A 19,632-nucleotide genomic window follows, 5' to 3' on the forward strand; every position below is an offset into this window, starting at 1 on the left:
CATCTGATGCAAGCACTCTATGCACATGGGCCCAAGGATTTGCGCCTGATCGAGACGCCTGATGAGGCCTTGGGGGACGACCAAGTTCGCATCAAAATGGCTCGCGGCGGTATCTGCGGCAGCGACATGCATTACTTTAATCATGGAGGTTTCGGCAGCGTTAAGCTTCGTGAACCTATGATCCTTGGGCATGAAGTGTCCGGTCATATTTCTGAAGTGGGTATTAACGTCAGTGGACTAAAGATCGGTGATCTGGTCGCAGTCTCCCCTTCACGCCCATGTGCGAGTTGTGATGAATGCCTGCGCGGCCTGCCAAACCAGTGTCTAAATATGCGATTTTATGGCTCGGCGATGCCATATCCTCATATCCAAGGCGCCTTTCGGGAAAGCCTGATTGCGGACGCGTCACAATGCGCCAAAGCCGATGGACTAAGCCCTGCGGAAGCTGCGATGGCTGAACCCCTAGCAGTTTGTTTGCATGCGATAAAACAAGCTGGAACGATGTTGGGAAAACGCGTTCTAGTGACCGGATGTGGCCCAATAGGTATCCTCATCATTCTAGCTGCGCGGCGTGCCGGCGCGGCAGAAATCGTTGCAACTGATATAACCGACACTGCGCTTGAGCGCGCAAAAAACGCTGGTGCAGATGTAACCTTAAACACCCAATTGACGCCGGATGCGTTAACCCCGTACACCATAGGGAAAGGCTCGCTCGACGTCGGGATCGAATGCTCGGGGGCGGAGCCCGCGCTGCGCGCAATGATCAATGCGCTGCAGCCACGCGCGACCCTAGTCCAGCTCGGCCTCTCGGGCGATATGACACTCCCGATGATGCAAATCACGGCAAAAGAGCTATCGATCAAAGGCTCATTTCGCTTTCATTCAGAGTTCGCACAGGCCGTCGCATTTATGCAAAAGGGCCTGATCAATGTCGCCCCGCTCGTCACCCACAGGTTTCCTTTGGGCCAATTTCAAGATGCATTTGATACCGCAAATGATCGGACCAAGGCTATGAAAGTGCAGTTGGATTTTTCCTGATGGGTACGTTCACACTTGCTGTTATTTTACTAATCATAACGCCCGGTCCAGGAGTGTTAACCACTGCGGGTTTTGGCGCGGCGTACGGATTTCGGCCATCGTTAAGGTATGTGCTGGGCCTGTTCATCGGCACAAACCTTGTTCTTTTGGCAGTCGTAACGGGGATGGCCGCGATCGTGTTGTCAGTGCCCTGGCTGCGAACGCTTTTGATGACAGCTTCAATCGCATATTTACTCTATCTCGCTGCGCGGATCGCATTCGCGGGGTCCAAGATTGCTTTCATTGCGGCCAAGACCCCACCCGGCATTGGCGGCGGCCTCGCCTTACAAGCGATTAACCCAAAGGCCTACGTGGTTAACACGTCTCTTATTTCTGGGTTCAGCTTTGCGCCCGATAATCTGCCCTTTGAGCTATTGACCAAAGTCCTGATTATGAACGCAATTTGGATTCCAATTCATCTGGCTTGGCTTTGGGCTGGCACGGCTTTGCACGAGCTGAACCTTAATCAACGCACCCAACGTGCGATTAATGGCGGCATGGCCCTAGCAATGCTGGCTGTTGTCGCCCTAGCCACATGGACCGCCACAACATGAGCATCAAATCCGCAATAGACGCGCTTACAGCGCAACTTGGTGACAAGATCAGCACGTCGCAGGCGGACCTGACTTTGCATGGTCAGAACGAGACTTATTTCCCAAACACGCCTCCCGATGCCGTGGCCTACCCGGCTTCAACGGAGGACGTTTGCACGATCGTCAAAACCTGCGCGGATCATAGCTGCCCCATCACACCGGTCGGTGCAGCATCGTCGCTTGAGGGCCAGCACCTCGCAACTGCAGGCGGCGTTAGCCTCGATTTTCGTGATATGAACCAAGTGCTTGAGGTTAGCCCCGAGGACCTAAACTGCGTGGTTCAAGCCGGTGTCACGCGGAAAGGGTTAAACCAGTACATCCGTAACACTGGCCTGTTTTTCCCAGTAGATCCTGGCGCAGACGCGAGCATGGGCGGCATGGCCGCGACCAGGGCCAGCGGCACGACCGCCGTGCGCTACGGTACGATGCGTGAGAACATTCTCGCGCTTGAGGCCGTGTTGGCGGATGGCACCGTGATCCGCACGGGCTCGGCCGCGCGGAAAGCCTCAAATGGCTATGACCTGACGCACTTGCTGATTGGTTCCGAAGGCACTCTCGGTATCATCACCAAATTAACGCTAAAGTTACACGGATTACCGGAGGCGACCACTGCCGCCACCTGCAGGTTTGAAACAGTGGACGATGCGGTTAACTGCGTGATCGCGACAATCCAATGCGGCATTCCGATGGCCCGGATCGAACTTCTGGACCACATGATGGTGCGGGGTTTCAACAAATACTCCGATGCGGGCTTGCCCGAAGTGCCACATCTTTTCCTAGAATTTCACGGGTCCCCCGCCGCTGTCGAAGATCAACGCACAGCGTTCTCCGAAATCGCACACGAATACGGCGCCTCTGGCTGGAAAACCGCCGACACCACCGAGGATCGAACCGCCCTTTGGGCGATGCGCCACGACGCGCACTACGCTTCCGCTGCATTGGGCAACGGCAAACACATTTGGCCAACAGATGTCTGTGTTCCAATCTCAAAACTGGCCGAAGCGGTTGGTCAGGCACAGCGAGATGCCGAAAAGTTAGGGTTAACCGCGACGATCGTGGGCCATGTCGGGGATGGCAATTTCCACGCCGGCCTTTCAGTCGATCCCAATGATCCGGCTGAGATGAAGCGCGCCGAACAGTTCACCGGGGACCTGTGCAAAACAGCCTTGCGATTGGGCGGGACCGTATCGGGCGAGCACGGCATCGGTCTTGGAAAACAGCGCTACATGCAGGCCGAACATGGCGACGCCTTGACCCCAATGCGTGCGATAAAGGCCGCGTTAGACCCTAAAAATATCCTCAACCCAGACAAAATGTTACCGCCGACAAACGAGAAATAGATCATGCTGCCACTGTCCAATCCAGTTCCGAATGCGGCTCTTGCCGGACGCATCTGGCGCCCTGATGTGGGGCCCTGCGTTGTTGCAATCCGAGGGGAGCGGGTGATTGATATCACCTCAAAAACGATCCCGACGATGCGCGATTTATGTGAGGCGGACGACCCGCTGGCGTTAATTCATGACGCGGATGGGGAAGATATTGGTAGCTTGAGTGAATTGACGGACCAGCTGCTTGCCCCCGTAGATTTGCAGGCGATCAAGGCCTGTGGCGTGACCTTTGCCGATAGTATGGTAGAGCGCGTGATCGAGGAGCAAGCCGATGGTGATCCAGAGCGGGCAAACGCCATTCGGGCACGTGTCAGCAAAATCATCGGTGATAGTCTTTCGGGCGTGAAACCCGGATCTGAGGCCGCCGAAAAGATTAAGGAAGTCCTTCAAGCCGAGGGTTTGTGGTCACAATATCTAGAAGTCGGGATCGGACCCTTTGCAGAGGTGTTCACCAAATCTCAACCAATGTCAGCTGTTGGCTACGGCGCTGATGTAGGACTGCATCCGGTCAGCAATTGGAACAATCCTGAACCCGAAGTCGTGCTTTGCGTGACATCGAAAGGCGCGATTATCGGTGCGACCCTTGGCAATGATGTTAACCTTCGTGATGTTGAAGGACGCTCTGCTCTACTGTTGGGAAAGGCTAAGGATAACAATGCCTCCTGCGCTCTTGGCCCCTTTATCCGGTTCTTCGACGACACCTTTACCATTAACGATGTACGTCGCGCTGAATTAACTATGAAGATCACCGGAGAAGATGGGTTCACTCTCGATGGGCAGTCGTCGATGACGCAGATTAGCCGCGACCCCACCGACCTTGCGGCGCAAACTATCGGGCGACACCATCAATATCCTGACGGTTTCGTCCTATTTTGCGGGACAATGTTTGCGCCAACCAAAGATCGAGATGCGCCGGGCCAGGGGTTCACCCATCATGTTGGCGATGTCGTTGAGATTACCGAACCAAACCTAGGCACCCTGCGCAACACCGTGCGCCTGTCCACAGAATGTCCGGAATGGACATTCGGCACCGCTGCGCTGATGCGGAACCTCGCATCACGCGCCTTGCTGTAAACCAAAATTAACGGAGAGCCCCATGAAAGTCTTAATCCTCGGTGGCGGTGGTGTCATTGGCCAAAAGTTGGCTCAAAGCCTTGCTTTACGCGGCGAATTACGCGGCAAGGAATTAACCAAGATCGTCCTAGCTGATATCGTCACTCCGGCGCCTGTCAGTGCGCCCTTTCCGGTTGAAACAACGACGTGCGATATCGCCAATCCAGCCTCTGTCACAGCCTGTATCGATGCCGATACAGACGTGATCTATGTGCTGGCAGCAATTGTGTCATCGCATGCCGAAGAAGACTTTGATTTAGGTTACAAAATCAACATGACCGGCACGATCAATGTGCTAGAGCGCGCCCGCGCACTGGGCACGAAACCGGTCGTTGTTTTCACATCTTCACTGGCTGTTTTTGGTGGAGAAGTGCCCGACCCCATCGTGGATCACACCCTTCTCAATCCGCAAAGCTCGTATGGCACACAAAAGGCTATCGGCGAGCTTTTGCTAACCGACTATAGCCGCAAAGGTTTCATCGATGGTCGCGGCTTCCGGCTTCCGACCATTTCGGTTCGGCCGGGCAAGCCAAACCGTGCTGCGTCGTCATTTATGTCATCCATCCTGCGCGAGCCACTGAACGGCCAAGAGGCCGTATGCCCGGTTGAGGAAGACTTCCTTCACTATTACCTCAGCCCGCGTAAATGCGTAGAAAACCTGATCAAAGGTGCCGAACTGGCGGAAGAAGACCTTGGTCAAAACCGGAACATGATGATGCCGGGCAAGATCTGGTCTGTGCGCCAATTGATTGACGCGATGACCGCCGTGGTGGGTCTGGAACCGGCCAAGCTTATCCGTTGGGAAGCGGACGCGGCCATCCAGTACATCGTCAAGGGCTGGAGATTTGATCAGGCGCCTAAAAAGTCCATTAAATTAGGCTTAACGGCTGACGACAGCTTCGAAGACAATATCCGCTACTATCTAGAAGACGATAAGCCGAGCGCGTAAAACGCCAGCGTCCTCGCCACATTCTAGCACAGATGAACTCCGCCTGAGCGAACATACATCGCTCAGGCGGGAAGGCCCGGGGCCTGACTAGTTCACAGGTGTGAGCAACTCCTTAGCGCCCAAGAACGCGAGCACATTGTCACGCTGCAGTTTGGCCATCGCGGCGCGTGTCTCAACTGTACCGGACCCTTGATGCGGCTGGATCACAACGTTGTCCAATGCGTAAAACCGGGCATCGATTTTGGGTTCGTTTAGGAAAACGTCCAACGCCGCGCCAGCGATTGCACCGCTTTCAAGAGCGTCAAGCAGTGCGCCCTCATCCACGGTTGATCCGCGCGAGATGTTAACCAACACGCCCCGCGATCCAAGTGCCGCGATCACCTCTTTTGAGACGAACTGTTCCGTATCCGGACCGCCAACCAACGCGACGATCAAATAATCGACAGCATCGGCCAAAGAGACAGGATCAGCGTGATGCGTCCAACCGGGCGTGTCCTTTTCGGAGCGGGACCAGTAGTGAATATCCATTTTGAACGCGGCCAAGCGATCGGCAATTTCGCGACCAATCCGACCCAGACCAACGATACCCACACGCCCACCGCTGACCTTGCGATTCAGCCGATATTCGCCCTGCTCAGCCCATTTTCCAGACCGCGCCCATGCGCTTGCATGCTCCATCTCACGGCCCTGCATGATCAACATCGCGACCGCGAGGTCAGCCACATCATCGTTCAAAACGCCGGGTGTGTTGGATACCTTGATCCCCCGCGCGGAGGCTTCTTTGACGTCGATCGCATCGTAGCCAACGCCATAGTTAGCGACCGCGCCAACGTTTGGCAAAAGGTCCATCTCAGTCGCGCCAAAAGCATGATGACCCTTGTAGGCAACGGCCTTAATCGCCTCACGCTGCGCTGCATCTAGGTTCGCCACGCTAGCTGGCCCATCAAGGTAAATCGGCGAAAGTTCCCGCGTTAGACCCTGTTTTTCATCGTCATTGTATGGCCCAATCGCCAATGTATGTGTCATGCTTCACCCTTCATACGCAATCTTGGCAAATGGTATACCATTTCTGATGTTGAGCCTGACCATCCCAAGTGTCAACCGCACGAGCATCGCTTTTGCCTTGGGTTTCGTTCACAAGTAACGCGATCCGCCTTACACGGATGCACCAAGGCTTAGCTTGCCCAAATCCAATGGGACAAGCGCACCGCGCCGCGCAATAACTTGATGCGCGACTTCACAGGCCAATCGGATCGAGGCCTCAACGTCGCCTGAACGCCCCAACTCAGCGAAAAAGCCTGCGTTAAAGCTGTCGCCCGCACTGGTCGTATCAACGATTTCGGATTGCACTTTGGGGATCACAACACCAGACGCACCAAAGTGATTGTAGTGCACCGAACCCGCGCCATTCTTGACGATAACCGACCCGGCCCCTGCCCTTAGGTAGCGGTCAATAGTCCCCTGCGGATCGGCATCCCCGAAGAAATCCGCCTCATCATCGTAGGAGGGCAAAACAATGTCACTGACAGCTGCTGCCTGCATAGTTGCGGCGCACATTGCATCTTCGGACGGCCACAAACGCACCCTTAGGTTACTATCAAACGCGATGGTCGCCCCTGCAGCGCGTGCCTGCCGCAGCACGTTCAGCAATGTTGCACGGCCCGCGTCGTCCAAGATACCTAGCGTGATACCCGACAGGTAGATTAGATCCATGCCTTCAACTGCGCGTTCCAGTGCAGCACGGTCCGCACCCAACTGCCGTGCGGCAGACTGGTTGCGCCAATAGGTAAAACTCCGTTCACCTTGGTTAAGTGAAATGAGGTATAGCCCAACAGACCGCAGCGGATCCCTTGCGATGTGGTCAACATCAATCCCGGCATTAACCATCATTTCCAGCATCTGGGCCGAAATCGCATCATCCCCGACACGCGTGAAATAGCGGGCGGTCCAGTCTGGCCTCAAGGATTTGAGGTACCAAAGCGTGTTGAACGTATCTCCGGCAAAACCTTGCTGAAACAAGCCCGCCTGCTGCTCGGGCGCCAATTCTACCATACATTCCCCGATCGTCGTGACCCGGCGCATAGCGAGAGCGTCATCACCCGCCACAGGTTTACCAAAGGCAGTTGTCATGTCATCGCTCCCCGACTGTTGCCACTTGGTATACCAAAATTAACGGTCAAGAAAAGTGACCGCCCAAAAGAAAACAGGCCCGGGAAAACCCGAGCCTGCCTTTAACTTTTGAGAGTCGATTAACCTTGCAGGAGGCTCAACACACCTTGTTTAGAAGCATTCGCCTGCGCCAGCATCGCTGTGGATGCCTGTTGCAGAATTTGTGCCTTGGACAGTGCTGTGCTTTCTGTTGCGAAATCAGCGTCCTCAATACGACCTCTGGAGGCCTCAGTGTTGACGACGATGTTGGTCAGGTTGTTAACAGTGTGATCGAGGCGGTTAACAACTGCACCCAAATTGGCACGTTCCCCACCCAGCGATTCCAGCGCGCGATCAATGGTAGAGATCGCGTCCTGGCTGCCGGCATCCGTAGAGATGTCGATCGCCGACACCGCATTTTGGGAAGCCGATACGCCGGTATCGTCCAGCATTTTGCCGACACCTTGCTGCGCACCGGGCGACGCTGTCATGACGCCAGCACCGTCAGAGGTGAAGTTGGTCAAATCAATCTCACCGCCTGTCGCATTAGTCAGTACGATCGGTGACGTCCCGTTCGTAGCAGCCGCCGTGATGTTCGAACCCGCGTTAGACAAAGCAGATGTGATTTCAGCCAGCATTGCCGAGTTGTCGGTCGTGTCAAAGCTGGTCAAACGTACGGTTGCCGTTGTCTGGCCGTCAGACACTTGGAATGTGACATTATCCGTCGCATCCATGCTCAGTGCCATTGTCGTCGCGGTCGCGGTGCCAGCGGCAGCTGTAGACGCACCCGTCACGGCAGCCGCATCAGTCAGCGTTGCAGACGAACCCTGGCCCGCTGCGTTGGCCGCATTAACGATGCCCGTTCCTGTCGAAGCAAAATCGGTGATGGTGATGGCGCTGCCAGCAGCATTCGACAGCAAGACATCGCCGTTCGACAGAGCCGCTGTTACGCCTGTTGTCGCCGACTGCGAATTGATCGCCGAGACCATTCCATCAAGGTTGCCACCGGACACTTCTGCAGTGACCTGTGTGCCGCCGATCTTGAACGAATAAGTATCGTCCTCGGAGAAGCTCATGGTCATCTCGGATGGCGTTGCTTCTGTACCGTTGGTGGTCGAAGCGCTGCCCTGCGACGTTAGGTTAACGTTTGCAAAGGTTGCAGTGCCAGCAACGACGGCGGGTTTGCCAGTGGATGTGAAGGTGTCGAGATCGATAGCGGCCGAAGCAGCGTTTTCAATCTCCAGCTTGCCGTCAACCAAACGTGCTTCAACGTCTGTCAGGCTGGTATTGGCGTTAATTGCATCACGCGTTGTCGCAAGAGCTTCCTGCAACGATACGCCTGCGGATGCAGTTGCAACCGTGAACGCCTGACCATCAAGTTCAAACCCGTAGTTAGCTTCTGCTTCAGTGAAAGAAAGCTGAACAATATCGCTGGCACCAATGCTAGAGGCGTCAGAGCCACCTACTGCAAAGGTGTTACTTGGCGTGTCACTATTGGCATCGACGCGAACAGTCATCACCATCGAACCCGCGGAACCAACCGGCGAGGATGCCGCCACAAAATTCTTGATTTCGATCTCTTTGCCGGATGTGTCTTGCAGCGAGAAGTTTTGACCTGTGACCGTCGAGCCAGCAGCGCCATCACCAATCGCAAGCTTCAAAGTAGCAAGCAGATCGGCTTCGGTCGTATCGGTCCCGAGATTGGAAACCGTGATATCCGTACCGTTCACGTTGAAGCTGTAGTCTTTGCCAGCCTGCAGCGCGAGGGTCGAGCTGGCAGTGGATGCCGCGCCGCCACCGTTGTTTGTGATGGCTGTCGTCGCACCTGTATCTGTCAGCAGCTTGCTTTCGCCAGCGCCAGAGATGGACGCGTAGGAAGCCGTACCGTTGCCTGCGGAAGAGAAGCTGGACACTGCGATGCTGTCACCGAGTTTGTTTTCGATGGTCACAACGTTGCCGTTGGCTGTTGCCGAAACTGTGTCAGCGGCCAAGGTGCCTGCTGTCACAGCCGCAGAAATTGCTGTGTTGATTTTGCTTGCAACGTCAGAGGCCGAATTGCCAGTTACCGACGCGTTGGCGATGGTCAGCGCTTCGGTTGTTGAACCGTCGCCCTCACCAACAGTCAGCGTAAAGCCGTAGGTGTCATTGCCGTTGAACGCCATCTGCGAGACGGATTTCGTGGCAGCAACGCCCTCAGCAGAATTCGAGGTGGCCGCGCTTGAGGTCAAAGCCGTCAGGGACGTACCCAGTGCTGTGGTGCCGAGGTTGCCAACTTTAAAGTTCAGGCTCTCACCGGCCTTGGCACCGATTTGCAGGGTGATGTCAGCGGTGCCGTCCAGCATGTTAACGTCATTGAAGCGCGTCGTGGTCGCGATGCGGTCAATTTCCGCCTTCAGCTGAGTCACTTCGTCGTTCAGGTTCTGACGGTCGTTTGTGTTGAGCGTGTCGTTCGACGATTGAACGGCCAGTTCGCGCATACGCTGCAGCATGTCAGAGATTTCAACCATCGCGCCTTCGGCCGTGGCAGCCATCGACTGACCATCGCTTGCGTTGCGGATCGCTTGGTTCAAACCGTTGATCTCGGATGTCATGCGTGAGGCAATCGCGACACCAGCGGCGTCATCGGCGGCAGAGTTAATGCGCTTGCCGGTTGCGAGACGCTCCATGGAGGTTTCCATGTCTTTATTCACGCTCGAGGCGGCAGCGCTGGCCATCAAGGCGCTAGAATTCGTTGCAATTGCGAGTACCATCACACTTCTCCTGTTTCAAAATTAAGAGCGGCGCTGCATTGGGTCACACCGCCTCTGAGACCAGCGAGCAAATTGGTACCGCCCTCTAGCCTCATAAGGTAACGGCCCGCGGCGGCGCATTTTAGCGCCAAGGCAAAAAACTTTGTAAACAAAGGCAATTGTCGCGCGAACGCTTTGCTTTTAGGCTTTGCTCCAATTGATTTCGGGAGACGTGACCCCATGAAGATTATCCCCATACGGCGCTGCGTGCTGAGCGTGCTGACTGCCTGCACATTGGCCGTGCACCCGCTTTCGCTAGATGCTGAAGAAACACCTGACCCGTTCCAGGCCGCAGTTCAGGCCGCCAAGGCGCAGGATTTTGCACAGGCCGCAGATTTGTTTGAAGTTCTCGCGCAAGCCGGGGACCATGACGCGCAATTCAACTTTGCCGTGTTGCTAAAATCCGGAAAAGGGCGCCCCCAGCATTTTGCCCAAGCACTCGAGTGGGCGCTGCTTGCGCAACTGGGCGGCGTGGCGCGCGCCTCAACCCTAAGCGCTGACTTGATTGACATAGTGCAGCCCGCAGCCCTGCGTGAGATTGAGGGCCGTATCCAAGAACGGATGCAAGACCGCCTTGCTCGCGGCGACCGCGATGCAGTGATGCCGTATGTGCAGCTAACGCGGGAGGTGTTGCAAAAGCCCGACCTAGAAGAAGCATATCTATGGACCCTGCTCGGCTCAGCCCTCGGGCTGCCAGACGCTGCGGCTGAACGCGATGATATCGCAGGCGAGCTAGAGATCAAAACAATAGCAAAGGTCCAAGACGCGGCACGCGATATGTTTGTCGAAGAAAAATTGGCGGAACGATTTGCGGTTCCGCCTGCGGATTCCTAATGGGCGAACACAGCCTGCGTCATGTCAGTATTTTGACGATGAAGTTTTGGGTTGGTCATATTTTGACAAATTGGCCACGGACAAAGGCGAGCGTAGCTCAGCCGATCTGGCCGCAAACAAAAATTCACTGACCAAAAGCCTATTCAGCTTTGTCAGTTCCGGGTGGTCGGGGTCCACCAAACCAGTCGCATGTTCTAGCTTTGCTAAGACTGCTTCTGAAATCCGCGCAAACCTATCGGGTTCACGTCGAGACGTGTTCAACTGCGTCAACAACTGCTCCAGCTCACTAAGGGCAGTTTCAGCAGCCTCATTCATCGTCAGGTCAGCGACTCGAACGCTTCTGCAAGGCCATCCGCGATCTTGGAATAATTCAGCGGATATTCATTCGCGCTGATGGCTTCCCGGATCCGTGTGACCGCATCAATATCAATCGGTGCCGGCTGGTTTTGCATAGACGCAAGCACGTCAGCCGCCGCTGAGTTTACCTCAACGGATGCCTTTCCAGCAGACGGCACCGGATTAACCGGCGCGCCCGTGCCCAAGTTCGCAACCTGAGACGCATCACCCTGTGAAACGCTCACTTTAGGCGCAGCAGTCGCGTCAGGCACTTTGACCGAGGTAACGGTACCCGTCAGATTTTGTGTAACATCAACCATGTTCTATCTCCTGCTAATGGAGGTAACGGCCCCCGAGTTGCGACCTTTAGCAATTACTTCAACTTTTTTTTCACCGACGATCCGCCCAAGCAACGGCGTTCCACTACGGGTGTTTGCAACTCGGATGGTATCGCCCAATTGGCCCGCACCCAATGCAATCCCGCTCGATAGGATTTCGATACCGCCGCGCACGACAACCAGTTCTAGCGGGTCTTCTTCCTCAACGCTCCACTCCCGTGCAAGGTGACGGGCCATAACAGGCATATGGGGGCTCATGGATTGGTTAAGCGCGCGGCCGATCACATCCGAGAGGCGGCCAAACACACTGGCCGAGGACAGCGGATCAACTGGGCGTAGCTCTACATCCATGGCCTGAATACGGTCTCCGCGGCGCAATGGACGGGTCAAGAAAACTGCTTGGGTTGCTGACACTTCAGCCGGTGTGGCAGCAAGCGGCGCAGCACCCTTCACTTGTGCCCGCACGGCAATGCGCCATTCCGCAGGTGATGGGCAGATGATATTCACACTGCGCCACCCGCCAAACGCAGGCTCTACGCGCAGCGGTCCGTCACAAAGAAAGAACTTCTTTTGTGGCATCAGGCTGGGGGCCGCAATTTCACCCGCTTGGGCAAGGCGCGCGCCAATTGCTTCACGGATTTCACGGCCATCAACAATGCGCTCTTGGGCCGCCAGCCCAGTAAGGCCGGGCATAAACATTGCAACGATGATCAGGACTACGCAGCGAATGAGATTAGAAGAAATAGATATCATCAACCTCACCTGTGCCGCCGTATCCAGACGGAAGCCGCAGCGTTTGCCCCATCAGCATCCGGTCCGCATTCCCGCCACGAAAAGCATGCGGATTGCCCTGCACCGTTTCACGCACCAAATCCTTTAGGTGCGCATCGGCTCCAAAATAGTGACGCAAAATACCGTTGAGGGTTTCACCCTTGCGGATGGTATGGCCTTCGGTGCTTTGCGTCGCGGGGCCGTCGCTGGGCCCGTATTGCAACACAATAAACGGCTCCTGCGCGAAGGTGGCGGTGCCTGACATCATGCACGCCAAAACACAGGCTACAAAAAGCTTCATATCACTGCATGCCCCCTGAAAATCGTACAGAAACACCCGCCAAGCCATCCGGGGCGCGAGCCGCATTCATAGGCGAAATGATGGCGCTGCTCTGTGCCAATTCCGTCACGCGAAACACTGTCCAAGCCTGGCCACGGCCTTCGGCGAACGCGAGGCTTTGTTTCGTCAGCCCATCGCGCGCCCCCAGAGACACACGAAAGCGGCCCTCACCCGCCGGTTCCAACTGTGCAACCAAAGGCGCGCAAGGCAGTCGGGCCAGCAAGGGCATCAACCCTGCGCTGATGTGTTCAGCCAGCGCGTCCGCGACCGCCCCTTGGTCCTTGCGGGCGACGACGTTTAGCGCGCGCCAAGGCGTATCAGGAGCTAGCCGAATGGTGTGACGCAGGCGTTGATCCCCCGCCCGTGACGGAGCTGCGGGATCAATGATCCGCGCCTCAACCGTGACCGTAACGCGGGTCGCATTCACACGGGCCGCATCCGACGACCAGCGTAATTGCAGTCCGCGCGCATCCTTGGGCAGTTGAGAAACAGGCGCCGTCGCCCTTGTAGCCCGACCGGTCAACAGCGTTTGATAATCGAAATCGTCCTGCACAGCCGAAGCCTGCCGACCGCGCGGAGTGATATCAATACTACTACGGGTGATCTTGATCTTGGCAGTCCGGCCCAGCGCATCCAAGGTCTGATCATGGGCCAACTCAAGCGCGCCCTTCATCCATAAAGGTGTGCGCATGCTGGCGTGGATGTGTGGGCGAACAGCTATCAGCTCAACATCCGGACGAACTGCGCAACCCAAATCAGGCTGGGTGCCGACATAGGCGTCGATGACCACTTCGTACTGAGACCCCGCCGCGTATTCCTCAACGATGACAAAGTCCAAGATGCGACTTGAGGGGCGCAACAAAATGCTATCCCCCGTGAGGACACCCTGGTCCACCACCGAAAAACCATCCACCTGCGCACCACCCGCCAAGGCCGCCTGATACAATGCGTCCTCAAGCGCGGTGCGGCGGGCTAGATCCTGTTTTCCCGCCTCAACAAATGCGCGCCCTGTGACCCGCACCATGTCAGGCAGCGCTGGCTGGGTCGCGAGCAGAAAGACCGCCCCCATCACAAGCAGCAAGCGCATTAGCATGGAACGCCGTCTAAACACGGGCTACCGCAAAGCCTTCATGATACGTGCGATCATATCGCGGTCCAGTTCCAGCACGACCTCATAGGTGTCGCTGCCAACGGGGTTGATCCGAACGGTGCGCGCGCCTCGGATGGTCCCGGCCACCGATGCGCGGGTGGTGTCATTTTGCACGATCGTGTCGATGACCGTCGTCCGAGAGGACATTTGCAGCCCATGCACTTGCTCAGTCAGATCACGCATCGCATCCAAACGCGCCGCCCGGATCGCCATCAACCGCTTTTGGTTGGCGTTGCGCGCAGGCTGAACCGAAATCGTCGCATAGCCCACGCCCGTGATCGCTGGAACGACTTGCTTGGTCACGGCCACGTCTGACGCATCAAGCGCAGCTTCAACCGCCACCACGTCGCGGACAGCGGGATCTACATTGCCCAACATAGCCGCGTGGCCGTTAAAGGTATTGCACCCGCTCAGCCCGAACAGGGCTCCGGTCAGCGCAAGCATGGTGATAACGCTTTGTCTGATAGGTTTGCGCACGGTGGTCTCCTGAGATGGTCTTGTTGACCAGCGTTATGCACATGGCGTGCCAGCCCCGGTCCACCACCGAAACATCACCATTTTTGAGCAAGATGGCATGATACTTGCCTGTGTCACGGGGTACGGCACGCCAGCCGCAAAGGACGCATATATGAGCCTGTCAGAACCCATGACGAACGGCGCGGGCATTCGACGTTCGCTGACCGGTCTAGTGCTGCCTTTGGGCATTCTGATGCTTGTGGCGATGATGGTATTGCCGCTGCCTGCGTTCATCTTGGATTTTCTGTTTACCATCAACATCCTCATGTCCCTGCTGATCTTGATGGTGGCACTGCATACTTATCGTCCTTTGGACTTTTCCTCATTTCCGAGTTTGCTGCTGGTGGCGACGGTCCTCCGACTGGGCCTGAATGTGGCCTCAACCCGCATCGTGCTGAGCGAAGGCCACACAGGCACCGAAGCCGCTGGCAAGGTTATCGAAGCCTTTGGGGCCTTTGTCATCGCGGGCAATTATGTGGTCGGGATTTTCGTGTTTGCGATCCTCGTGATTATTAACCTTGTGGTGATTACCAAAGGTGCGGGCCGTGTGTCCGAAGTATCGGCGCGGTTCACGCTGGATGCCATGCCGGGCAAGCAAATGGCCATCGATGCCGACCTCAACGCAGGCGTTCTGACGGCCGAGGAAGCCACCCTGCGCCGCGAAGACGTAGCACGCGAAGCCGATTTTCACGGCGCAATGGATGGTGCCTCCAAGTTCGTCAAAGGTGACGCGATTGCGGGCATCTTGATCCTGGCAGTGAACGTGATCGGCGGATTGGCCATCGGGATGCTGCAACACGACCTATCGGTGGGTGAAGCGTCCGAGTTGTATATTCTGTTGTCGATCGGCGATGGTCTGGTCGCGCAAATTCCATCGCTGTTGTTATCCATTGCCACCGCGATCATCGTAACCCGTGTGTCATCCCGCCAAGACATGGCCCAACACATCAAGGGTGAAATCAGCATGTCCCGCGCGTGGTTTCCCGTGGCGGGTGTGTTGGGGCTGATCGGGTTGGTACCCGGCATGCCGACGGTACTGTTTGTGGGGATGGCCGGTGCCGCGGGTGCAGCCGGCTATGCATTCCGACAAGCGGAATTGCGCGGCGACGATGAGGCCCCCGATGAAACCGCTGAGCCAGAGGAACCGAGCGACCCCAATACCCTGAAGGTAACCGATGTGGCAGACTTGTCCGCCGTGACGCTACTGCTCAGTTATCCGCTTTTAACGATGGTTGATGCCGATGATGGCGGCCCACTGGCGCGGCGGATCACGACCGTCCGAAAAGAGGTTTCGCAGGCGCTAGGGTTTGTGCTGCCCGGGGTGCGCGTGCGTGATGACCTCGCGCTTAGCGCCAATGATTACCGGATCAAAATTGGGCAAACCGTGGTGGCCGAAAACAAGGTGTATCCCGATCACAAACTGGCCCTTCCCAGCGGCACCTCTCGGATCAAGGTCAAAGGGATCGACGTCAAGGACCCATCCTTTGGCATCGACGCAACATGGATCCTGCCCGAGCGTGAAATCGAGGCCGAGGCCAACGACTATGTCATCATTGAACCGGAAACGGTCTTGGCTACGCACCTAAATCAGATCCTATACAAGCACGCCTCGGAACTGATTGGGCAGGACGATGTTCAGGAACTGCTCGACAACTTATCCGGAGTGGTGCCGCAACTGGTGCAATCGGTCATCCCCAAGCTGATGCCGCTGCACACGTTAACCGCTGTCCTTCGGCACCTGCTACGAGAACGCATTCCGATATCCGACCTGCGCCGCATTCTTGAATTGCTGTCTGAGATGTCGGGACGCAATTTGTCCATTGCCGAAACAGCCGAAACTTTGCGCCCCCATCTGGTCGGCTTGCTAATCCAACAAAGCGCACCACTGAATGAACCACTACCTGTGGTCACTCTAGAAAGCAGCTTTGAACATTTGCTGATCAACTCCGCCAAGCAGTCGGACGGCGATCAGTTGCTGTTGGATGGGGGGCTGGCCGAACGGCTCGTCCTCGCCTTAGTCAAAGTTAACGAAGAGCAAACAGAACTGGGCAAGAAGCCGTTCCTTGTGGTCTCACCGCAAATTCGGCGCAAGCTGGCCAATTTCCTACTTCAACACGTGGCTGATTTCGCCGTTCTCTCCTTTACCGAGCTGCCGGACGGCCGAAAGGTCGATGTCGTTGCCAGCGTCTCGGGTGAGGAACAAAACGAACCCGCCAACTGATCGATGCCTCCTAAACCCTCGCAGCCCAAGGCCGGAAACAAATGACCGAACACGTCTTCAGAGCAGCAGACTCAGACACCGCGATGGAAAAAGCCATCCGCGAGTTGGGTGATGACGCTATGATCCTGTCGGTCAAACGCGTGGGCGACACGACCGAGGTGCGCGCGATGAAAGACACCGCCGCCCCGCGTCGTATTCGAAAGCAAACCACCGTCACAAAGAGCGCTGGGGCGCAACAGATCGATCTGGCAACTGCCATGCGCCAAGCGCGCTCCCGCCGGGAGGAGCCGATTGAACCTGCGCCCATTAATATTTTCCTTGATGAAAGCGATGACGCGCCAGATCAGCTTGGGGGTGACACCCCAGCCGAACCTGAATTCAGGGCGGCTGAACCTGTTGCACCTGCGCCTCGCCTGCCAAGGCCAGCAGTTGTCGTGAAACCGACGCCTGAAGCCGCCGCACAGGTTCAGCCCAAGGTTTTACCGCCGTCACGCGTCGCGCACAAACCGATCAAGCCCGTGCTCGCGACAAAGCCCGCGCCCGTGGTTACAGCAACGCCCAGCACGGATAAAAAGCCGCTGGTTCTTAAGCCCTTTAACCCCAACGCAAATGTTCCGGACAGCGAGATAGAGGCAAAGCCCGAAAAAAACGCCAAGCCGGTGCTACGTCCTTATGTCCCGCAATCACAGGGCGGCGTTAGGGTTAATCCATCGATCCGGACGGTAGAAAACCATGTTTTGGCGCGAAATGGGTTTCCCTCTGATATTGTCACAGCCAGCATAGACCCATCGGGCCCAAGCGATCTGGCCGGACAGCTACGGCGTGCTTCGGACTTATTGGCAGAGCGTCTCGCGGTGGCGTCGAGCGCGCCGGCGCCCCTGGAAAGCGACATTGTGTTTGTCTTTGGCCCACCCGGCTCTGGCAAAACAACCACGGCCGCCAAGATCGCGTTCCACAGGATTCAAACCAGCCAAAGCCGCCCATCTATGTTGTCGCTTAGCAAGAGTGGGCTGTTCACTGATGATAGGCTACGCCGCCACGCCAGCTTTCTGAATACGCCCTACGCTGACACGCTTTCAGGGGCAGAATTGCCCCTGATTGTTGATTGCGACCACACAGATCCCATACAAATCCGGCAGGCATTAGCCGCGGTGCAAGACAATTTCCCCAGCACTCGCGTTCAAGCGATTATGACCATTCCGGGCGCATGGTCTGCTAACGCTATCAACAAGTTTACACGCGATATGGCGCTGCCCGGGCTCGGGGCCATCATCACCCACATGCAAATTGGCGGGGTCAGCATTCGAGGCCTGAGTGCCCTCAGTGCGAACGGGGTGAGCGTTATATCGACGATGAATGACCCAGCCGTTTCGGACGGCGCATCACTCACGAATGCACCATCTCTTGCCGCGCTTATGCGTGAGGCTTTCAACAATCGCGAATCAGATGCCTAATGTCGGCTTTGCGCTCTAAAACCGAGTGTCCGCTGGTCGTTACCTATTGTGATTGAGCAAAAAATTGAGGCCACAAAATGACGATGCAAAGCCCAGCCGCTATCTACAAACGACAGCAGAGCAAGCCTGACTTCGATGTTGATAATAACCACCAACTCATTAAGGCGACGCTGGAATATTTAACAAAAAGCCTCGCCATTCTAGCTGCAACCCCCAAAGCCGAGCCGGAACTTTACAAGGTGCACACGGCCCGCTCACTGACGGCGATCTATATCCTTCAAGGCAGTCTCGACTTTGATACCGGTGGCGCAGTCGCAACGAACTTGTTCCAACTTTACGAGTATTGCCGGCAACATGTCCTTAAGGACATGCGCAAAGATGAAACCGCTAACCTTGAGCAAGCTCACTTTGCGATGCGCGAAATCCTTGATGCATGGCAGCAGATTGCCTGAGGCATTGATGGAGGAGGCCGTTAATCAAACGTTGCAAAAGCTTAAGGCCATCCAGATCGAAGTTAACCAGCTACTTAGATCTGGCAGCTATGCTGAAGCCATAGTTGAGAGCGAGGCGATGTATCGCCTTGCGACATCCCTTCCGGCACATGGTAATTTAGCTCAATCTGAAAATCTTGCCGCCTTGGCCAAAACCCATCGAGAAATGTCAGATCAAGTCACCAGTGCTTTGCAACAATTCCAAACAGTCGGGCGCAAACGTCAAAAGGCAATATCAGGCTATCGAAGAAATGTACCGTAGCGAAAATCATGTTTCTGTAAACGTGAGCGAGAGCGGCGTGTGAGTATCGACTAGGGATCACTCCACATGCCCGCTCGCTCTTTTGATAACGCCGGCAAGCGAAAGACACTCTGGGCACTTAGGTGCATATTTTGCAGTGTCACATAAATAGCGTTTCTTAGCGCTCGGTACGTGCGTCAACTCAAACAAAATAGCGTACTTAGAGGAATCAACCCTCAAGATACGAATTGAGAAGCATATCGAGTGCAGCGCATATCAGAAATTCGACACCGCGTCGCCATGGGTGCGGCTAGTTAGGCCTTGTAGGTATGTCCCACGCTCCTGATTGGATCCTCAATGCAGCCTGCGCAACAATCGCGCTGCGCTACGTTGAAGGTAATCTTCCAATCCAAGCCTACGCCAATAAAATGGCAAAGCCGTTCAGTGAGGTGTACAGTGATTGCTCCCCGGAGAAACTGCATAGCGCGGCTGAGGCCATGTTGTTTTTCCTAGCGGAGATCGAAGAAGAAAACACGATCACTTACTGCAACGCTTTCATCTATAATTCCATAATGTTGGATCGTGCTGGAAAGCCGCGCAAAATGAAGGGTCTATTTTTTGACCCCCTTGCCCCAGTAAAACAGGGAACGAGCAGTAAAGCCGTGCTACTTGCATTTCGGGCGTTTGTTTTTCGCCTTCGCAACGATTCAACTCTGGCAGAACCCTTTGGGTGGTCACTCGCCAAAGTGCCAGAGCTCAAGTGGCTCAACAACGTTCTAAATGTAGAGGTAGGGTTTTCGGACGCGATTTAAGTCCGTTTTCACAGTACAAAAAGCCTGTTTCGCAAACACCTATCTAAAGGATGGTTCGACTGAATGTGGAG

19 protein-coding genes are annotated in these 19,632 nt (G+C 55.8%); 11 read left to right on the forward strand and 8 right to left on the reverse strand.

What is annotated here, in order from left to right:
- The first annotated feature begins 6 nt into the window (after positions 1-6).
- From THS5294_RS05745 to denD, 5 genes are read left to right on the forward strand one after another with little or no spacing between them, the layout of a single operon-like run.
- Positions 7-1,038: an L-idonate 5-dehydrogenase gene (locus THS5294_RS05745; RefSeq protein ID WP_058122973.1), complete on the forward strand. Its 1,032-nt coding sequence runs from the start codon at positions 7-9 to the stop codon at positions 1,036-1,038.
- On the forward strand, positions 1,038-1,631 hold the full coding sequence (locus THS5294_RS05750; protein ID WP_038005521.1) for a LysE family translocator: 594 nt from the start codon (positions 1,038-1,040) through the stop codon (positions 1,629-1,631). Before THS5294_RS05745 ends, THS5294_RS05750 begins: the two co-directional genes overlap by 1 nt.
- Positions 1,628-3,010: an FAD-binding oxidoreductase gene (locus THS5294_RS05755; RefSeq protein WP_139278658.1), complete on the forward strand. Its 1,383-nt coding sequence runs from the start codon at positions 1,628-1,630 to the stop codon at positions 3,008-3,010. Before THS5294_RS05750 ends, THS5294_RS05755 begins: the two co-directional genes overlap by 4 nt.
- Positions 3,011-3,013: 3 nt before the next feature.
- Positions 3,014-4,132 carry a fumarylacetoacetate hydrolase family protein gene (locus tag THS5294_RS05760; RefSeq protein ID WP_058122975.1) on the forward strand — a complete coding sequence of 373 codons (1,119 nt, stop codon included), beginning with the start codon at positions 3,014-3,016 and terminating at the stop codon, positions 4,130-4,132.
- Between the two features lie 22 nt (positions 4,133-4,154).
- Positions 4,155-5,120, forward strand: coding sequence for a D-erythronate dehydrogenase (denD, locus tag THS5294_RS05765; protein WP_058122976.1), 966 nt, complete (start codon positions 4,155-4,157; stop codon positions 5,118-5,120).
- 87 nt (positions 5,121-5,207) lie between these two features.
- On the opposite strand, the gene THS5294_RS05770 is transcribed toward denD, so the two are convergent.
- The 3 genes from THS5294_RS05770 to THS5294_RS05780 form a co-directional block, all read right to left on the reverse strand.
- Entirely contained in the window at positions 5,208-6,146 is a 939-nt protein-coding gene (locus THS5294_RS05770; RefSeq protein ID WP_058122977.1) for a 2-hydroxyacid dehydrogenase, read from the reverse strand.
- A 129-nt stretch (positions 6,147-6,275) separates the two neighbouring features.
- Complete coding sequence (locus THS5294_RS05775; RefSeq protein ID WP_233486414.1) at positions 6,276-7,250, reverse strand: sugar kinase; 975 nt, start codon at positions 7,248-7,250, stop codon at positions 6,276-6,278.
- 119 nt (positions 7,251-7,369) lie between these two features.
- Positions 7,370-10,018 carry a flagellin N-terminal helical domain-containing protein gene (locus THS5294_RS05780; protein ID WP_058122978.1) on the reverse strand — a complete coding sequence of 883 codons (2,649 nt, stop codon included), beginning with the start codon at positions 10,016-10,018 and terminating at the stop codon, positions 7,370-7,372.
- 219 nt (positions 10,019-10,237) lie between these two features.
- Between THS5294_RS05780 and THS5294_RS05790 the strand changes: the two genes are divergently transcribed.
- On the forward strand, positions 10,238-10,891 hold the full coding sequence (locus THS5294_RS05790; protein WP_058122980.1) for an SEL1-like repeat protein: 654 nt from the start codon (positions 10,238-10,240) through the stop codon (positions 10,889-10,891).
- Between the two features lie 317 nt (positions 10,892-11,208).
- On the opposite strand, the gene THS5294_RS05800 is transcribed toward THS5294_RS05790, so the two are convergent.
- The 5 genes from THS5294_RS05800 to THS5294_RS05820 are packed head-to-tail and all read right to left on the reverse strand — an operon-like array spanning position 11,209 to position 14,303.
- Positions 11,209-11,547 carry a flagellar biosynthesis anti-sigma factor FlgM gene (locus tag THS5294_RS05800; RefSeq protein ID WP_038005499.1) on the reverse strand — a complete coding sequence of 113 codons (339 nt, stop codon included), beginning with the start codon at positions 11,545-11,547 and terminating at the stop codon, positions 11,209-11,211.
- Positions 11,548-11,550: 3 nt separating this feature from the next.
- Positions 11,551-12,318, reverse strand: a complete 768-nt coding sequence (flgA, locus tag THS5294_RS05805; protein WP_058122982.1) for a flagellar basal body P-ring formation chaperone FlgA — start codon at positions 12,316-12,318, stop codon at positions 11,551-11,553.
- Positions 12,299-12,637, reverse strand: coding sequence for a type IV pilus assembly protein FimV (locus THS5294_RS05810; protein WP_058122983.1), 339 nt, complete (start codon positions 12,635-12,637; stop codon positions 12,299-12,301). The genes flgA and THS5294_RS05810 overlap by 20 nt, the downstream gene beginning before the upstream one ends.
- Position 12,638: 1 nt before the next feature.
- Entirely contained in the window at positions 12,639-13,769 is a 1,131-nt protein-coding gene (locus THS5294_RS05815; protein WP_072936762.1) for a flagellar assembly protein T N-terminal domain-containing protein, read from the reverse strand.
- A 21-nt stretch (positions 13,770-13,790) separates the two neighbouring features.
- Positions 13,791-14,303, reverse strand: coding sequence for an LPP20 family lipoprotein (locus THS5294_RS05820; RefSeq protein WP_038005492.1), 513 nt, complete (start codon positions 14,301-14,303; stop codon positions 13,791-13,793).
- A 151-nt stretch (positions 14,304-14,454) separates the two neighbouring features.
- Here THS5294_RS05820 and flhA point away from each other — a divergent pair, with 151 nt between their 5' ends.
- The 5 genes from flhA to THS5294_RS05845 all read left to right on the forward strand — a co-directional run bounded on the left by flhA (position 14,455) and on the right by THS5294_RS05845 (position 19,561).
- Complete coding sequence (gene flhA, locus THS5294_RS05825; RefSeq protein ID WP_058122984.1) at positions 14,455-16,563, forward strand: flagellar biosynthesis protein FlhA; 2,109 nt, start codon at positions 14,455-14,457, stop codon at positions 16,561-16,563.
- A 41-nt stretch (positions 16,564-16,604) separates the two neighbouring features.
- Positions 16,605-18,017 carry a hypothetical protein gene (locus tag THS5294_RS05830; protein WP_058122985.1) on the forward strand — a complete coding sequence of 471 codons (1,413 nt, stop codon included), beginning with the start codon at positions 16,605-16,607 and terminating at the stop codon, positions 18,015-18,017.
- A 77-nt stretch (positions 18,018-18,094) separates the two neighbouring features.
- Positions 18,095-18,469, forward strand: a complete 375-nt coding sequence (locus tag THS5294_RS05835; RefSeq protein ID WP_072936763.1) for a flagellar protein FliS — start codon at positions 18,095-18,097, stop codon at positions 18,467-18,469.
- A 7-nt stretch (positions 18,470-18,476) separates the two neighbouring features.
- Positions 18,477-18,770, forward strand: coding sequence for a hypothetical protein (locus THS5294_RS05840; RefSeq protein ID WP_058122986.1), 294 nt, complete (start codon positions 18,477-18,479; stop codon positions 18,768-18,770).
- Positions 18,771-19,078: 308 nt separating this feature from the next.
- A complete protein-coding gene (locus THS5294_RS05845) occupies positions 19,079-19,561 on the forward strand; it encodes a hypothetical protein (protein WP_233486415.1) in 483 nt (160 codons plus the stop codon).
- Positions 19,562-19,632 lie beyond the last annotated feature (71 nt).

The organism is Thalassobacter stenotrophicus, assembly GCF_001458315.1.
In the GTDB taxonomy this organism is placed as follows: domain Bacteria; phylum Pseudomonadota; class Alphaproteobacteria; order Rhodobacterales; family Rhodobacteraceae; genus Thalassobacter; species Thalassobacter stenotrophicus.

What these genes read in the sequence shown, in the direction of transcription:
- THS5294_RS05745 (WP_058122973.1), top strand. Translation starts at nt 7, where the DNA reads ATGCAAGCACTCTATGCACATGGGCCCAAGGATTTGCGCCTGATCGAG.
- THS5294_RS05750 (WP_038005521.1), top strand. Translation starts at nt 1,038, where the DNA reads ATGGGTACGTTCACACTTGCTGTTATTTTACTAATCATAACGCCCGGT.
- THS5294_RS05755 (WP_139278658.1), top strand. Translation starts at nt 1,628, where the DNA reads ATGAGCATCAAATCCGCAATAGACGCGCTTACAGCGCAACTTGGTGAC.
- THS5294_RS05760 (WP_058122975.1), top strand. Translation starts at nt 3,014, where the DNA reads ATGCTGCCACTGTCCAATCCAGTTCCGAATGCGGCTCTTGCCGGACGC.
- denD (WP_058122976.1), top strand. Translation starts at nt 4,155, where the DNA reads ATGAAAGTCTTAATCCTCGGTGGCGGTGGTGTCATTGGCCAAAAGTTG.
- THS5294_RS05770 (WP_058122977.1), bottom strand. Translation starts at nt 6,146, where the DNA reads ATGACACATACATTGGCGATTGGGCCATACAATGACGATGAAAAACAG.
- THS5294_RS05775 (WP_233486414.1), bottom strand. Translation starts at nt 7,250, where the DNA reads ATGACAACTGCCTTTGGTAAACCTGTGGCGGGTGATGACGCTCTCGCT.
- THS5294_RS05780 (WP_058122978.1), bottom strand. Translation starts at nt 10,018, where the DNA reads ATGGTACTCGCAATTGCAACGAATTCTAGCGCCTTGATGGCCAGCGCT.
- THS5294_RS05790 (WP_058122980.1), top strand. Translation starts at nt 10,238, where the DNA reads ATGAAGATTATCCCCATACGGCGCTGCGTGCTGAGCGTGCTGACTGCC.
- THS5294_RS05800 (WP_038005499.1), bottom strand. Translation starts at nt 11,547, where the DNA reads ATGGTTGATGTTACACAAAATCTGACGGGTACCGTTACCTCGGTCAAA.
- flgA (WP_058122982.1), bottom strand. Translation starts at nt 12,318, where the DNA reads ATGATATCTATTTCTTCTAATCTCATTCGCTGCGTAGTCCTGATCATC.
- THS5294_RS05810 (WP_058122983.1), bottom strand. Translation starts at nt 12,637, where the DNA reads ATGAAGCTTTTTGTAGCCTGTGTTTTGGCGTGCATGATGTCAGGCACC.
- THS5294_RS05815 (WP_072936762.1), bottom strand. Translation starts at nt 13,769, where the DNA reads ATGCTAATGCGCTTGCTGCTTGTGATGGGGGCGGTCTTTCTGCTCGCG.
- flhA (WP_058122984.1), top strand. Translation starts at nt 14,455, where the DNA reads ATGAGCCTGTCAGAACCCATGACGAACGGCGCGGGCATTCGACGTTCG.
- THS5294_RS05830 (WP_058122985.1), top strand. Translation starts at nt 16,605, where the DNA reads ATGACCGAACACGTCTTCAGAGCAGCAGACTCAGACACCGCGATGGAA.
- THS5294_RS05835 (WP_072936763.1), top strand. Translation starts at nt 18,095, where the DNA reads ATGACGATGCAAAGCCCAGCCGCTATCTACAAACGACAGCAGAGCAAG.
- THS5294_RS05840 (WP_058122986.1), top strand. Translation starts at nt 18,477, where the DNA reads ATGGAGGAGGCCGTTAATCAAACGTTGCAAAAGCTTAAGGCCATCCAG.
- THS5294_RS05845 (WP_233486415.1), top strand. Translation starts at nt 19,079, where the DNA reads ATGTCCCACGCTCCTGATTGGATCCTCAATGCAGCCTGCGCAACAATC.